13 protein-coding genes are annotated in these 14,072 nt (G+C 68.0%); 8 read left to right on the top strand and 5 right to left on the bottom strand.

Annotated elements, in window-relative coordinates:
* Positions 1–105 precede the first annotated feature (105 nt).
* The 3 genes from NWF22_RS02800 to NWF22_RS02790 all read left to right on the top strand — a co-directional run bounded on the left by NWF22_RS02800 (position 106) and on the right by NWF22_RS02790 (position 3,441).
* The gene (locus tag NWF22_RS02800) at positions 106–1,128 is read left to right on the top strand and encodes a LacI family DNA-binding transcriptional regulator (RefSeq protein ID WP_160900727.1); all 1,023 of its coding nucleotides are present in this window, start codon (positions 106–108) and stop codon (positions 1,126–1,128) included.
* An 82-nt stretch (positions 1,129–1,210) separates the two neighbouring features.
* Positions 1,211–2,614 (top strand): chloride channel protein, encoded by a 1,404-nt coding sequence (locus NWF22_RS02795; protein WP_160900728.1) that lies wholly within the window; start codon positions 1,211–1,213, stop codon positions 2,612–2,614.
* 95 nt (positions 2,615–2,709) lie between these two features.
* Positions 2,710–3,441 (top strand): GntR family transcriptional regulator, encoded by a 732-nt coding sequence (locus tag NWF22_RS02790; protein ID WP_160901406.1) that lies wholly within the window; start codon positions 2,710–2,712, stop codon positions 3,439–3,441.
* Between the two features lie 144 nt (positions 3,442–3,585).
* On the opposite strand, the gene rsgA is transcribed toward NWF22_RS02790, so the two are convergent.
* Genes rsgA through NWF22_RS02765 form a run of 5 tightly spaced genes read right to left on the bottom strand, consistent with a single transcriptional unit; the run spans position 3,586 to position 8,303 of the window.
* Positions 3,586–4,629, bottom strand: coding sequence for a ribosome small subunit-dependent GTPase A (gene rsgA, locus NWF22_RS02785; RefSeq protein WP_160900729.1), 1,044 nt, complete (start codon positions 4,627–4,629; stop codon positions 3,586–3,588).
* A 1-nt stretch (position 4,630) separates the two neighbouring features.
* Positions 4,631–5,896 (bottom strand): 3-phosphoshikimate 1-carboxyvinyltransferase, encoded by a 1,266-nt coding sequence (gene aroA, locus NWF22_RS02780; protein ID WP_160900730.1) that lies wholly within the window; start codon positions 5,894–5,896, stop codon positions 4,631–4,633.
* 49 nt (positions 5,897–5,945) lie between these two features.
* Positions 5,946–6,329 (bottom strand): VOC family protein, encoded by a 384-nt coding sequence (locus NWF22_RS02775; RefSeq protein WP_160900731.1) that lies wholly within the window; start codon positions 6,327–6,329, stop codon positions 5,946–5,948.
* Positions 6,330–6,566: a hypothetical protein gene (locus NWF22_RS02770; protein WP_160900732.1), complete on the bottom strand. Its 237-nt coding sequence runs from the start codon at positions 6,564–6,566 to the stop codon at positions 6,330–6,332.
* Positions 6,567–6,599: 33 nt separating this feature from the next.
* Positions 6,600–8,303, bottom strand: coding sequence for a nucleobase:cation symporter-2 family protein (locus tag NWF22_RS02765; RefSeq protein WP_160900733.1), 1,704 nt, complete (start codon positions 8,301–8,303; stop codon positions 6,600–6,602).
* A gap of 120 nt (positions 8,304–8,423) precedes the next feature.
* On the opposite strand from NWF22_RS02765, the gene NWF22_RS02760 reads away from it, so the two are divergent.
* The 5 genes from NWF22_RS02760 to NWF22_RS02740 all read left to right on the top strand — a co-directional run bounded on the left by NWF22_RS02760 (position 8,424) and on the right by NWF22_RS02740 (position 14,045).
* Positions 8,424–8,897: an NUDIX hydrolase gene (locus NWF22_RS02760; protein WP_160900734.1), complete on the top strand. Its 474-nt coding sequence runs from the start codon at positions 8,424–8,426 to the stop codon at positions 8,895–8,897.
* 137 nt (positions 8,898–9,034) lie between these two features.
* The gene (locus NWF22_RS02755) at positions 9,035–10,183 is read left to right on the top strand and encodes an XdhC family protein (RefSeq protein ID WP_160900735.1); all 1,149 of its coding nucleotides are present in this window, start codon (positions 9,035–9,037) and stop codon (positions 10,181–10,183) included.
* A gap of 10 nt (positions 10,184–10,193) precedes the next feature.
* Entirely contained in the window at positions 10,194–11,084 is an 891-nt protein-coding gene (locus NWF22_RS02750; RefSeq protein ID WP_160900736.1) for an FAD binding domain-containing protein, read from the top strand.
* Positions 11,085–11,124: 40 nt separating this feature from the next.
* Complete coding sequence (locus NWF22_RS02745; protein ID WP_160900737.1) at positions 11,125–11,637, top strand: (2Fe-2S)-binding protein; 513 nt, start codon at positions 11,125–11,127, stop codon at positions 11,635–11,637.
* A complete protein-coding gene (locus NWF22_RS02740) occupies positions 11,634–14,045 on the top strand; it encodes an aerobic carbon-monoxide dehydrogenase large subunit (RefSeq protein WP_160900738.1) in 2,412 nt (803 codons plus the stop codon). The genes NWF22_RS02745 and NWF22_RS02740 overlap by 4 nt, the downstream gene beginning before the upstream one ends.
* Positions 14,046–14,072: the final 27 nt, after the last annotated feature.

Raw genomic sequence — 14,072 nt, 5'->3', positions numbered from 1 at the left:
GATCGGGCCCTCGGCGATTCCGCCGTGATCACGTCACCAAGAATGGCAAGATCGTATTGTCCGGACAAGAGCGTATTTCCATCAAGAATCCCTCAGGAGTGGGACGTGCCACATCGTTATCCCGTGCGCGAGATCGCGCGGCAGGCCGGAGTGAGTGAGGCGACCGTCGATCGGGTGCTGCACCGACGTCCCGGCGTTCGCGAGGGGACGGTGCTGCAGGTCGAACAGGCCATCGCGGATCTGGACCGGCAGCGCACCCAACTGCGGTTGTCCGGGCGGCGGTTCCTGATCGACGTGGTCATGGAGACGCCTCGACAGTTCTCCGGTCTCGTCCGCGACGCCTTGGAGCAGGAGTTGCCGGGCTTGCGTCCGGCGGTGATGCGGGCCCGCTTTCATCTTCGGGAGACCTGGCAAACCGCCGACCTGATCGCGGCGCTGGACACGATTGCCCGCCAGGGCAGCCACGCCGTGGTGCTCAAGGCGCCGGACACCCCGGAGATCGCGGCGGCCATCGGCAGGCTCACCGCCGCGCGTATCCCCGTCATCACCCTGGTCACCGACGTGCCGATGAGTACCCGGATCGCCTACGTCGGGATGGACAATCGTGCGGCCGGCGCCACCGCGGCATATCTGATGTGCCAGTGGCTGCGGCGCGTCGACGTCGATGTGCTGGTGCTGACCAGTAGCTCGATGTCGCGCGGTGAGGAGGAACGGGAGATGGGCTTCCGATCGGTGATGCGCACCCACGACCCCCAGCGTCGGATCGTCGAGGTGACCGATTCCGACGGACTCGACGAGACCTGTGCACTACTCACGGCACGGATACTCGACGCGAACCCCGATGTGGGGGCGGTCTACTCCATCGGCGGCGGCAACCGGGGCATCGTCTCGGCATTCCGTGACGCGAACCGCACCTGCGAGGTCTTCATCGGACACGACCTCGGCGACGCCAATCGCACCCTGCTGCTCAGTGGACACCTGACCGCGGTCCTGCACCACGATCTGCGTGCCGACATGCGCCAGGTCGCGCACTCGGTGATGCGCTATCACGGCGCACTACCGGGCGATCAGCGTCCGGTCGCGTCGGGGATTCACGTGATCACGCCGTACAACCTTCCCGACGGGTAGTCGGGCGCAAACGCGTACCTCCGACCGAACGGCGATCGCCGATAAGGTGAGTCGGCCACCTGTCGGACGGAGGATGATGCCCATGAGCTCGATCGGCGATGCAGACGACCAGGAAGCCGCCTCGGCGCAGCAGCCGGCATCCAGTGCCGATGAGGTGACCGCCCAGAGCGTGCGGCCGAGTACCACCGCCGAACTGCATCCCGATCGCGCCGAGGGTGTCGTCTACCTGAAGCTGATCGGACTGGGCGCGGTTATCGGCATCCCGGCCGCTTTGCTGGCGTGGGGATTTCTCGGGCTCGTGCATTGGCTCGAGGAGCTGTTGTGGACCGATCTTCCCCGGCACCTCGGCGTCGACGAGGCGCCCTGGTATCTGGTGCTCGGGCTTCCGTTGGCCGGGGCCATCGTGGTCGCGATGGCGACGGCATTCCTACCCGGCGGAGGTGGTCACTCGCCGCTCGACGGTGTCGGCGTGACACCCACACCGTGGCAGTACGCGCCGGGTATCGCACTCGCGGCCATCGGCACCCTCGCGTTCGGTGCGGTGCTCGGTCCGGAGGCGCCACTGATCGCGTTGGGGTCTGCGGTCGGCATGGTGGTCGTCCCGTTCGTGCGACTCCCGGAACAGGGGCATCGGGTACTGGCCACCGCCGGTTCGTTCTCGGCAGTGTCAGCGCTGTTCGGCGGACCGCTGGTGGCCGGGTTGCTCCTACTCGAGGCCGGGCTCGCCGCCGGGGCAGCGTTGTTGCCCGCGCTGCTGCCGGGTCTGGTCGCTGCGGCCGTCGGCTATGTCATCTTCATCGGGCTCGGCGACTGGGGCGGGCTGGGGGTCATGTCGATGGCGGTTCCGGAGATGCCGGACTACGTGGGCACCCGCGTCGTTGACCTGCTGCTCGCCATCGTCGTCGGCGTGCTGGCGAGCGTGATCATGTTCCAGGTCAAAAAGGCCGGCACATTCGTGGACAAGGCCGCTTCGCTCGACAAGCGCCGCCGCTACGGCATCCTCGTCGCCGGAGGCGTCGCGGTGGGAGTGTTGGCGTTGATCGCCCGCGCCCTCGGCGCCGACATCGACGACGTGCTGTTCTCCGGGCAGACCGCCGTGCCGATGGTCCTCGCCGAGACCGGTGTCGGCGCGCTCGTGGTGATCATCGCGTTCAAGGCGATCGCCTACGCGATCTGTCTGGGCTGCGGGTTCCGCGGCGGCCCGGTCTTCCCGGCGATCTTCATCGGGGTGGCCATCGCCTCGATCGGCTGCCTACTCTTCGACTGCTCCATCACCTGGGCGCTGGCGGTCGGTGCGGCCGCGGGGATGACCGCGGGCACCGGATTCGTGTTCAGCGCGTTGCTGTTCAGCATGCTGCTGACCGGTTCGGTGGGCTTCGACGCCGTGCCCGCCGCGGTGCTCGGTGTCATCGCCGCGTGGTTGACCACCGCCGCGCTGTCACGTCGTCGGGATACCGGCGGGTCGGCGGCCGAGGCGGTCACCTGAGGGTGCCCGAACGTGGAAAGTCGCGGAGGCACCTGGAGAAAACCTGGTCCGGACATTATTTGTTATGACATACTGACACGATGGCGGACCAGATCATGCAGATTCCGGTCGAGCTCGACCGGTCCACGCCGGTGCCGCTCTACCACCAGCTAGCCCAGGCCATCGAGGCCGCGATCGTGCGGGGCGACCTCGGGCCCGGGGATCGGCTGGAGAACGAACTCGACTTGGCCGGCCGGCTCAAGCTGTCGCGCCCGACCATCCGTCAGGCGATCCAGGAGCTTGTCGACAAGGGCGTGGTGGTGCGCAAGCGGGGGGTCGGCACGCAGGTGGTGCAGAATCCCGTGCACCGCTCGGTGGAGCTCACCAGCCTCTATGACGACCTGACGACCGCGGGAATGCATCCGACCACTCAACTGCTCGAGTATCGGATCGGAACACCCGACGAGGAGTTGCGCACCGAGCTTGGTTTGCCGGTGGGGGCCGAGTCGGTGACGGTCAAACGTCTGCGCTGTGCCGGCGGCGAACCCCTGGCCCTGATGATCAACCATCTACCTGCCGACATCTGCCCGCCCGCCGGGGAACTCGAGAGTGGCGGCCTCTACAAGGGGTTGCGCGGGCGGGGTGTCCACATCCGGCTGGCCCGACAACGCATCGGGGCCAAGGCGGCCGACGCCGACGAGGCCGCCCTGCTCGGCGACCAACCGGGGGCGCCGCTGCTCACCATGCAGCGCACCGCTTTCGACGACGCGGGGAAGGTCGTCGAGGTGGGCCGGCATGCGTACCGGGCGGATCGGTATTTCTTCGAGACGACGGTGGTGGATCGCTGAGCCCCGCTGAGCGAGTGGGTAACCCGGTGATCGAGTGGCGGCCGAGGCGCCGAGGTCGTGTATCGAGATCACTTGTGCGTCGCCAGTGGTCTCGATACGTCCTCGCCTAGCGGTTCGGACCACTCGACCAGCGGTGGTGGGGGCCTACTCGGTCGGCTGATCGTCGGCGACCGCGTTCTCCTCGGCCACCTGCCCGGAGACCGCGATCAGCAACTGCCGCACGGCCATCGCACGCCGATACGACGCGCCGGCGAGATCGTCCAGCGCACACTCCGGATCGGCCGGCGGTCCGAGATGCGTGCAGCCGCGCGGGCAGTTGTCGATGGCGTCGCGCAGATCGTCGAAGGCGTCGACGATGTCGTCGGGTCCGACGTGGGCGAGGCCGAACGACCGGATACCCGGTGTGTCGACCACCCAACCCTGGGGCGACGAGTCGGTGCCGGGCAGCGGCAACACCACCGATTGCGTCGAGGTGTGTCGGCCCTTGCCGACACCGGATACTTCCCCGGTGGCCCGTTCTGCTTCCGGCACAAGACGATTCACCAAGGTGGACTTGCCCACCCCCGAATGTCCGATCAGTGCCGTGAGCCGGCCGGTGAGCACTGCGGTGATCTCGTCGAGCGGATCGTCGCGTCCGGCGAGCACGATCGGTAGGTCGAGATCGGCGAAGGCCCGGGTGAATTCGGCCGGATCGGCGAGATCGGACTTCGTCAGACACAGGATCGGGGTCAGGCCCCCGACGTAGGCGGCGGCCAGCGCTCGTTCCACGAAACCTGTCCGTGGTGGCGGGTCGGCCAACGCGGTGACGATCAGCAGCTGATCGGCGTTGGCCACCACGATGCGTTCATACGGATCGGTGTCGTCGGCGGTGCGGCGCAGCACGGTGGTCCGGTCGGCGACTTTGACGATGCGCGCCAACGTGTCCGGGCGGCCGGACAGATCTCCGACCACCGACACCTGATCGCCGACGACGACCGGGGTGCGGCCGAGTTCACGCGCCCGCATCGCCACCACCCGGCGGCTCGGGTCATCGTCGAGGACGCAGCCCCAACGGCCGCGGTCGACCGACACCACCATCGCCGACACGGCGTCGTCGTGGCTCGGTCGTTGTTTGGTGCGAGGTCGGCTGCCTTTGCCGGGACGTATCCGGACGTCGGATTCGTCGTAGCTCGAGGCGCGCCGACTCACCTCAGGGGTGCCCGATCATCTGCTGCCACATGCCCGGGAAGTCCGGCAGCGTCTTGCTGGTGGTCTGGATGTCGGCGACGGTGACGCCTTGCACGACGAGGCCGATGAGCGCACCGGCGGTGGCCATCCGGTGATCGGCGTAGGACTCCCACCTCGCCCCGTGTAGTGGTCGCGGCACGATCCGCAGACCGTCCGCTGTTTCGGTGCAGTCGCCGCCGAGTCGGTTGATCTCGGTGGTCAGTGCTGCGAGGCGATCGGTTTCGTGGCCCCGCAGGTGCGCGATGCCCGACAGCACCGACTCGCCGTCGGCGAGCGCGCACAGACCCGCCACGGTGGGGGTCAGTTCGCCGATGGCGCGCAGGTCGATGCTGATCCCGGTCAGTTTCTCCGGCCCACGCACGGTCAGCGAACCATCGGTGAGTGCGACCGCACAGCCCATCTCGGCGAGGATGTCGACGATCTGGGCGCCCGGCTGCGTCGTCGTCGCGGGCCATCGTGGCACCGTCACCGAACCCCCGGTGACCGCGGCCGCCGCGAGGAACGCGGCGGCGTTGGACAGGTCGGGTTCGATGTCCCGGTCGATCGCCCGGATCGTCGACGGCGGCACCCGCCACGTCTGCTCATCCGGCCGGTCCACCGCCACCCCGCACTCGGCCAACATCTGCACGGTCATGTCGATGTGCGGCATCGAGGGCACCGGTCCGCCGGCGTGGCGCACGGTCACTCCGTCGTCGAAGCGCGCCGCCGACAGCAGCAACCCCGAGACGAACTGCGACGAGGCCGACGCATCGATGGTGACCTCCCCGCCGGACGCGGACCCGGTGCCGGTGACCGTGAACGGCAGCCGATCGCCGCTCACCTTCACGCCCAGGTCGCGCAGGGCGTCGAGGATGGTCGACAGTGGGCGGGTGCGGGCCTGTTCGTCGCCGTCGAAGGCGACCGCGCCGTCGGCGAACGCGGCCACCGGGGGCAGGAACCGCATCACGGTGCCGGCCAGCCCGCAGTACACGTCGGCGCCGACCATCGGGTGCGGATCGATCGTGACCGTGGTGTCGTCGGCGGGGTCGATGTGCACGCCGACGCCGAGTGCGCTCAGACCGCTGAGCATCAGGTTGGTGTCGCGGCTGCGCAGCGTGCCGCGCACCATCGAGGGGCCATCTGCCAGGGCGGCGAGGATCAATGCGCGATTGGTGATCGACTTGGATCCGGGCAACTCGACGGTGGCCACCACCGGGGCGGTCACCGTGGGCGCAGTCCAGACACTCATGCGGTCCAGTCTGTCATGGGTGAATGGGCGCCGATCGGGGAGCGAGGTGTCACCGGGTGTCCCGACGCAGGGGGTGGTCGTCGGGGATCTCCACGACGATGAGCACGCGGTCGTCGGGGTCGGTGACATGCATCTCGATCAGGCCCCACGGCTCGGTCCGGGCCTCCCGGACGATCGGGACCCCGGCAGCCCGCAATTCCTGCTCGGCGGCGGACATGTCGCGCACCTGCAGCCACAGGATGGCGTCGGCGCCCCCGCCGGAGGCTTTGTCGCTCATGTGGGCCGGTACTTCGATGAGTCCGTTGCCCGCGTGGAACACCACGCCGCCCGGATATTCGCGGGCCACGGCCAGCCGGAGCCGATCACGGTAGAACGCGGTCAAGCGCGCGGGGTCGGCCGAACGCAGCAGAACCCGGCTGCTCAGCACCTCCATCTACTGACCCTCGGTGGACCCGTCGGTGCCACCGAGAGCGTGCCCTCGGTTGAGGTCGTTGCCATGTCGGGCGGCTTCGTAGATGGCCCGCTCCCGGGCGATCCGTTCGGTCTCACCGATGGGCTTGGCGTCGCCGAAGGCGAACGCCGAGTCGTGTGGGTACTCGTGCGGCTGGTCCGGGTCGTCGTCGATGAGGGCGTCGGCCGGCTGGTGATCGTCGCGGGGGCTGTCGGACATGATTCAACGATAAACCGAGTTCTGCCCGGACGATCAGGATCCGCGCCGGGAGAATCCGCCGTCGGTGTGTTCGTCCCAGTCGTCGAACAGACGTAGCACCTTGGGATCGCCCTGAGCCTTGATCCAGTCGCACAGATCTTTTGGCGCGGCCGGGTTGGTGACGATGAACGTGTGCAGCGCCGGGTCGTGCTCGGCGAGGTAGCGCAGTGTCTCCGGCGTACTGTCGGGGTTGGCCGCGGCCAGCGCGTCGCGCGGGTCGAAGGCGGCCGCACCCATGGCGTCGCCTGCCGACAGGCCCAGTCCGTCCTTGGTGACCACCTCGATCTCGCCGGTGTTGTGGTAGTCCGCTGGATCGGGCGAGGTGCTCTTCGTGTTGAGCAGCAGGTTCAGCAGGATCGCCGTGAGCGCGCCGGCGGAGATGCCGGAATGGAAGATCGTCTGGAACCAGTCGGGGAACTGGTGATACAGGTCCAGCGACACGTTGACGGGGCTGTCGCCGAGGTCGCGGTTGGTGTAGTACAGCTTCGCCTCGGTCAGCATCGCGACACCCACCGAGATGGCGACGACCAGCACGTTGGTGTTGTTGAACTTGACCTTGCTCAACGTCCGCACGCCGCTGGCGGCGACCATGCCGAACAGGGCGACGCCGGCGCCACCGAGGACGGGCTGCGGGATGCCCTCGACAATGGCGGCCATCTTCGGCAGCAGACCGAGGATCACCAGGATGACGCCGGCACAGGTGGCGACGTGGCGGGTCTTGACCCCGGTGATCGCGACCAGGCCCACGTTCTGGGCGAACGCGGTGTACGGGAAGGTGTTGAAGACACCACCGAGCACGGTGCCCATACCGTCGGCGCGCATGCCGTCGGCGAGTTTCTGAGGCGTGATCTTCTTGTCGACGATCTCACCGACCGCGACGATGTCGCCCGTCGTCTCGGTCATGATCACCAGTGCCACGATGATCAGCGCGATGATCGAGGAGATCTCGAAGGTCGGGAAACCGAACTGGAAGGGCTGCGGAATGCCGACCCACGGGTTCTCGCCGACGGCATCCCAGTTGGCCATGCCGAACGGGATCGCTACGAGGGTGCCGATGACGAGGCCGATCAGCACCGAGACACGCTTGATCGGTTCGGGGCCGAAACGTTCGAGGGCGATGATGACGGCGAGGGTGAAGAACCCGAATGCGATCGCCTTGGGCTCACCGAAGTCCTCGCCGGTGGCGGTGCCGCCACCGAACCAGCCGGCCGCCACACGCATCAGCGAGACGCCGATGATGAGGATGATCGTGCCGGTCACCAGCGGTGGGAAGAACCGGATGAGCTTTCCGACGACGGGAGCCGCCAGGATCATGAACAGGCCGCAACAGATCACCGAACCGTAGATCGCGGTGATGCCGTGGGCCTGTCCGATGGTGATCATCGGACCGACCGCGGCGAAGGTGACGCCCTGCATCAGCGGTAGCCGGACGCCGAACCGCCAGAACCCGACCGCCTGCAGGATCGTCGCGATACCGGCGACGAACAGGTCGGCCATGATCAGGTGGACGATGTCGCCCTGCTCGAGCTGGCCGGCGCTGACCATCGCGCCACCGACGATCAGCGGCACCGCCACCGCGCCGGCATACATCGCCAGGACATGCTGCAGACCGAGCGGGAGGAGCTTCGCCAGAGGCGGTATCTCGTCCACCGGGTGGGGAGTCGTCTTGCCGCGTTTGATCGTATCGAGAACCGCCATACGCAGTGTCTACGAGTCGGGCATTTCCGGAAGCGATCGATCGTGTGACGGTGATGTTTCCGCGAAAATATATGTCGCCGGACGAAACGGCTGTCGGCGGCAGCGGGCCAGAATGATGGCATGGCGCGACGCACCCCCACACGCAGTGCCGGACTGCTGCTGTTCCGGCGCCTCGATGACGGCATCGAGGTACTGATCGCCCACCCGGGCGGTCCGCTGTGGGCGCGCAAAGATGCCGGTGCCTGGTCGCTGCCGAAAGGACTCTACGACTCCGACGAGCAACCGGAGGCCGCCGCGCGACGCGAATTCACCGAAGAGCTGGGCACCGCGCCACCGGACGTGCCTGCGGTCGAACTGGGTGAGGTCACGCTGGCCAGCGGCAAGATCGTGACCGGGTTTGCGATCGAGGGAGATCTGGACACGGCCACGGTGGCGAGCAACACCTTCGAGATGCAGTGGCCCCCGCGCTCCGGGCGGATGCAGGCCTTCCCCGAAGTCGACCGCGCGCAGTGGGTCGACCCGGCCACGGCGCGGGCGAAGCTCAACCCCGCGCAAGCCGCCTTCGTCGACCGCCTGCTGGATTCACTGCGCTGAGTCGACGCGTTAGGTCACCCTGACTTCAGTGAACACTGAGGTTGTGCTTGACGCCCGCCGAAACGAGCGCACACTGGACGTGGTCGTGCCACCGTGATCCGGAACACAGTACTGGCCGGTGAGATGAGGACGTGTAGATGCGAGATGTGCTGCCCGTACTGCTGGAGCGCTGGCGCAACGGCGAGACGGTCGGATTGACCACGGTGGTGGCGACGTTCGGCTCGGCCCCCCGCCGGCCCGGCGCGGCGATGCTCCGGCTGACCGACGAGACCGTCGTCGGCTCCGTGTCGGGCGGTTGCGTCGAGGGCGCGGTCTACGAACTCGCCGGCGACGTGATGAGCTCCGGCGTGGCGACCACCGAGCGGTACGGCATCGCCGACGACGACGCCTTCGCGGTCGGCCTCACGTGCGGGGGCACCCTCGACGTGTTCGTCGAACCTGTCTCCGCGCAGACCTGGCCGCATCTCGACAGACTCGCCGATGCGCTCGAAGAGCGGCGGCCGGTGGCGGTGGCCACCGTGACGCTCAGCGCCGACCCCGCGACGGCGGTCGGTGGCCACCTCGTGGTGGGACCCGACGAGGTGAGCGGCAGTCTCGGCGATGCGGAACTCGACCGGGTCGTCGCGCAGGATGCGCGCGGCCTGCTCGACCTCGGTGAATCGTCCACGCTCCGATACGGCGCCCGAGCACGTCGGATGGGTGAGGACATCACCGTGTTCGTCAACAGCTTCGCGCCGCCGCCCCGGCTCATCGTGTTCGGGGCCGTCGACTACTCCGCGGCCGTCGCCGAGGTCGGCTCGGCCCTCGGCTATCACGTCACCGTCTGTGACGCGCGCGGGGTTTTCGCCACCCGGCACCGTTTCCCGGCCGCCGACGAGGTCGTCGTGGACTGGCCGCATCGGTACCTGAGCGCCGAGACCGCGGCCGGTCGCGTCGACTCGCGGACCGCGATCTGCGTCCTCACCCATGACCCGAAGTTCGACGTTCCCGCACTGCAGGCGGCCTTCGAGACACCCGAGGGCGTCTACATCGGCGCGATGGGTTCGCGCCGAACGCACGACGACCGCATCCGGCGCCTCCGCGAGGCCGGGGTGACCGAGTCCGACCTCGCCCGGCTGCATTCGCCGATCGGACTCGACCTCGGGGCGGCCACCCCGGCCGAGACCGCCGTGTCGATCGTCGCCGAGATCATCGCCGCGCGCCGCGGTGGCAGCGGCGCCAACCTGACCCGTCTTGCCGACCACATCCATCCCGACATCATCCGCAGGCCCGTCAGCTCACCGTAGAGGAGACACCATGCAGGTACCGGCCCCCTTCGAATACGAACGCGCGACAAGTGTGGAGGATGCGATCGGCCTGCTCGGGCGCCTCGGCGACGAAGCCCGCCTGATCGCGGGCGGCCACAGCCTGCTGCCGATGATGAAGCTGCGCCTCGCGACTCCGGAATACCTGATCGACATCAACGATCTGCACGACGAACTCGGCTACATCCGGTTCACCGACGACGACGTGCGCATCGGCGCGATGACGCGTCACTGCGAATTGCTGGCCAGCGAACCACTGTTCGACACCTTCCCGATCTTCCGCGATGCGGAGAAGGTGATCGCCGACCCGGTGGTCCGCAATCGCGGCACCCTCGGCGGATCGCTCTGTCAGGCAGACCCGTCAGAGGATCTGTCGAGTGTGTGCTCCACCCTCGACGCACGCTGCGTGATCCGAGGCGCCGACGGGGAGCGGGTGATCAGCATGGCCGAATTCCATCGCGGCCCCTACGAGACCGCCGTCGAACAGAACGAGATGCTCACCGAGGTGCGGATTCCGGTCCGGCCGGGCGGCGCCAGCGCGTATGAGAAGGTGGAGCGCCGCGCGGGGGACTGGGCGGTGGTCGCCGCGGGTGCCGCGCTGTGGCTGACCGACGGCACCATCGCCGACGCCCGCGTCGGCCTGACCGCGGTCGGTGCCAACACGACCGACATCCCGGCGATCTCCGACGCGCTGCGCGGCGCGGACCCGACGGAGCAGACCTGGCGGCAGGCGGGGGAGATCGCCGCGCAGGCCTGCGATCCGGCCGCTGACGGTCGCGGCACCGTCGACTACAAACGGCACCTCGCCGCCGAACTCACCACACGTGCGCTGCGCCGCAGCGCGCACCGTCTCGGCGTCGACGCACCCGCCCCGGCATCCTGACCGTCCCGTCCGACAAGTGCTGAGCAGCAAGGAGAACACGATGAAAGTGACGATGACCGTCAACGGCGAGTCGGTGACCCGCGACATCGAGCCGCGCCTGCTGCTCGTCCACTTCCTGCGCGACCACCTCGCGCTCACCGGTACCCACTGGGGCTGCGACACCAGCAACTGCGGGACCTGTGTGGTGCAGGTCGACGGACAACCGGTGAAGTCGTGCACCATGCTCGCCGCGATGGCCGGGGGTCACGAGGTGCGGACCGTGGAGGGGCTCGAACAGGGCACCACTCTCGATCCGCTGCAGCAGGGATTCATGGAATGTCATGGGCTGCAATGCGGATTCTGCACACCCGGCATGCTGATGACCACCCGCGCACTGCTCGACGAGAACCCGAATCCCACCGAGGCCGAGATCCGGGAGGCGATCAGCGGGCAGATCTGCCGCTGTACCGGCTACACCACGATCGTGCGATCGGTGCAGTGGGCCGCACAGCATGAGGCCGGCACCACCGAAACAGCCGCCACCGATGACGTTGCGGAAGAGGCGCTCCGATGACCATCACCACACCCCCCGAACCGGCCGCCGCGCCGGGACCCGACGACCTCGTCGACAACAACCACAAGCCGATGGGCTACGGCCGCATGCTGCGCAAGGAGGATCCGCGCTTCATCCGCGGCCTCGGCCGGTACTGCGACGACGTGCAGTTGCCCGGCATGCTGCACATGGCGATCCTGCGTTCACCGGTGGCACACGCGAGGATCGTCGGCATCGACACCACCGCGGCCGAGGCGCTGCCGAAGGTGAAGGCCGTCATCACCGGCGAAACCCTGAAGGGACTGGGTCTGGACTGGATGCCGACCCTGTCGAACGACGTGCAGGCGGTGCTGGCCACCGACAAGGTCCGTTTCCAGGGCCAGGAGGTCGCGGCCGTCGTCGCCGAAGATCGCTATGCGGCACGTGATGCGCTCGAACTGATCGACGTCGACTACGACATCCTCGACCCCGTCCACGATGTCCGCGCAGCCCTCGACCCGTCGGCGCCGGTGATCCGGGACGACCTCGAGGGCAAGACCGACAACCACATCTTCGACTGGGAGACCGGTGACAAAGCAGCCACCGACGCGGTGTTCGCCGACGCCGACGTGGTGGTCACCCAGGACATGGTGTACCCGCGCGTGCACCCCGCGCCGATGGAGACCTGCGGCGCGGTCGCCGATTTCGATCGCGTCGACGGCAAGCTGACCCTATGGTCGACGAGCCAGGCGCCACACGCACATCGCACCCTCTACGCATTGGTCGCCGGCATCCCCGAACACAAGATCCGCGTCATCTCGCCGGATATCGGCGGCGGGTTCGGCAACAAGGTGCCGATCTATCCCGGCTACGTGTGCGCTGTCGTGGGGTCGATCGTCACCGGCAAACCGGTCAAGTGGATGGAGGACCGCACCGAGAACCTGACCAGCACCGGCTTCGCCCGCGACTATGTGATGCGCGGCGAGATCGCTGCCACGAAGGATGGCCGCATCCTCGCCATCCGCACCAACGTCCTCGCCGACCACGGAGCATTCAATGGCGTCGCGGCGCCGGTCAAATACCCGGCCGGGTTCTTCGGTGTCTTCACCGGCAGTTATCAACTCGAGGCCGCGTACTGTTCGATGACGGCGGTCTACACCAACAAAGCTCCCGGTGGTGTCGCCTACGCGTGTTCGTTCCGGATCACCGAGGCGGTCTACCTCGTGGAGCGGCTGGTGAACTGTCTGGCCTTCGAGCTGAAGATGGACCAGATCGCGTTGCGGCGCAAGAACTTCATCGAGCCCGACCAATTCCCGTACACCACCAAGACCGGCTGGATCTACGACTCCGGCGACTACGACGCGGCCATGGCCGAAGCGATGCGGATCGCCGACTACGACGGCCTGCTCGCCGAGCAGGCCGCCAAACGCGAGCGCGGTGAACTGATGGGTATCGGCGTGGCGTTCTTCACTGAGGCGGTGGGCGCCGGCCCGCGCAAGGACATGGACATCCTGGGCCTCGGCATGGCCGACGGGTGCGACGTGCGGGTCCATCCCACCGGCAAGGCCGTCGTCCGGTTGTCGGTGCAGTCCCAGGGCCAGGGACACGAGACGACGTTCGCGCAGATCGTCGCCGAGGAACTCGGCATCGCCCCCGACGACATCGACGTCGTCCACGGCGACACCGACAACACGCCGTTCGGCCTGGGTACCTACGGCAGTCGATCCACGCCGGTGTCCGGGGCGGCGGCGGCGATGGCCGCCCGCAAGGTCCGCGACAAGGCCAAACTCATCGCCGCGGGCATGCTCGAGGTCTCTGTTGCCGACCTGGAGTGGGAGAAGGGAAGTTTCGCGGTCAAGGGCGATCCGGGCACATCGGTGACCATCGCCGACATCGCGATGAAGGCCCACGGTGCCGGTGATCTGCCGCCAGGGGTGGAGGGTGGCCTGGACGCCTCAGTGGTCTACAACCCGGCCAACCTCACCTACCCGTTCGGCGCCTACATCTGTGTCGTCGACATCGACCCCCACACCGCGGTGGTGAAGGTGCGCAGGTTCGTCGCGGTCGATGACTGCGGTACCCGGATCAACCCGATGATCGTCGAGGGGCAGGTGCACGGCGGACTCACCGATGGCATCGGCATGGCGCTGATGGAGATCATCGAGTTCGACGAGGAGGGCAACTGCCTCAACGGGTCGTTGATGGACTACCTGATCCCCACCGCACTCGAGGTGCCGCACTGGGAGACCGGGCAGACGGTGACCCCGTCGCCGCACCATCCGATCGGTGCCAAGGGCGTCGGCGAGTCGGCAACGGTCGGATCGCCGCCGGCAGTGGTCAACGCCGTGGTCGATGCGTTGGCGCCCTTCGGGGTTCGGCATGCCGACATGCCGCTGACCCCGTCGCGGGTCTGGGAGGCGATGCAGGGCCGGGCACGGCCGCCGATCTGAGCCCAGGGCTCGCGAGCCGAGCCGGGG

Source organism: Gordonia mangrovi (assembly GCF_024734075.1).
GTDB classification, from domain to species: domain Bacteria; phylum Actinomycetota; class Actinomycetes; order Mycobacteriales; family Mycobacteriaceae; genus Gordonia; species Gordonia mangrovi.
This window is presented reverse-complemented; position numbering and strand designations above follow the sequence as displayed.

Coding starts and splice junctions, on each gene's coding strand:
- NWF22_RS02795 (WP_160900728.1), top strand. CDS start 1,211: ATGAGCTCGATCGGCGATGCAGACGACCAGGAAGCCGCCTCGGCGCAG.
- NWF22_RS02790 (WP_160901406.1), top strand. CDS start 2,710: ATGCAGATTCCGGTCGAGCTCGACCGGTCCACGCCGGTGCCGCTCTAC.
- aroA (WP_160900730.1), bottom strand. CDS start 5,896: ATGAGTGTCTGGACTGCGCCCACGGTGACCGCCCCGGTGGTGGCCACC.
- NWF22_RS02775 (WP_160900731.1), bottom strand. CDS start 6,329: ATGGAGGTGCTGAGCAGCCGGGTTCTGCTGCGTTCGGCCGACCCCGCG.
- NWF22_RS02770 (WP_160900732.1), bottom strand. CDS start 6,566: ATGTCCGACAGCCCCCGCGACGATCACCAGCCGGCCGACGCCCTCATC.
- NWF22_RS02765 (WP_160900733.1), bottom strand. CDS start 8,303: ATGGCGGTTCTCGATACGATCAAACGCGGCAAGACGACTCCCCACCCG.
- NWF22_RS02760 (WP_160900734.1), top strand. CDS start 8,424: ATGGCGCGACGCACCCCCACACGCAGTGCCGGACTGCTGCTGTTCCGG.
- NWF22_RS02755 (WP_160900735.1), top strand. CDS start 9,035: ATGCGAGATGTGCTGCCCGTACTGCTGGAGCGCTGGCGCAACGGCGAG.
- NWF22_RS02750 (WP_160900736.1), top strand. CDS start 10,194: ATGCAGGTACCGGCCCCCTTCGAATACGAACGCGCGACAAGTGTGGAG.
- NWF22_RS02745 (WP_160900737.1), top strand. CDS start 11,125: ATGAAAGTGACGATGACCGTCAACGGCGAGTCGGTGACCCGCGACATC.
- NWF22_RS02740 (WP_160900738.1), top strand. CDS start 11,634: ATGACCATCACCACACCCCCCGAACCGGCCGCCGCGCCGGGACCCGAC.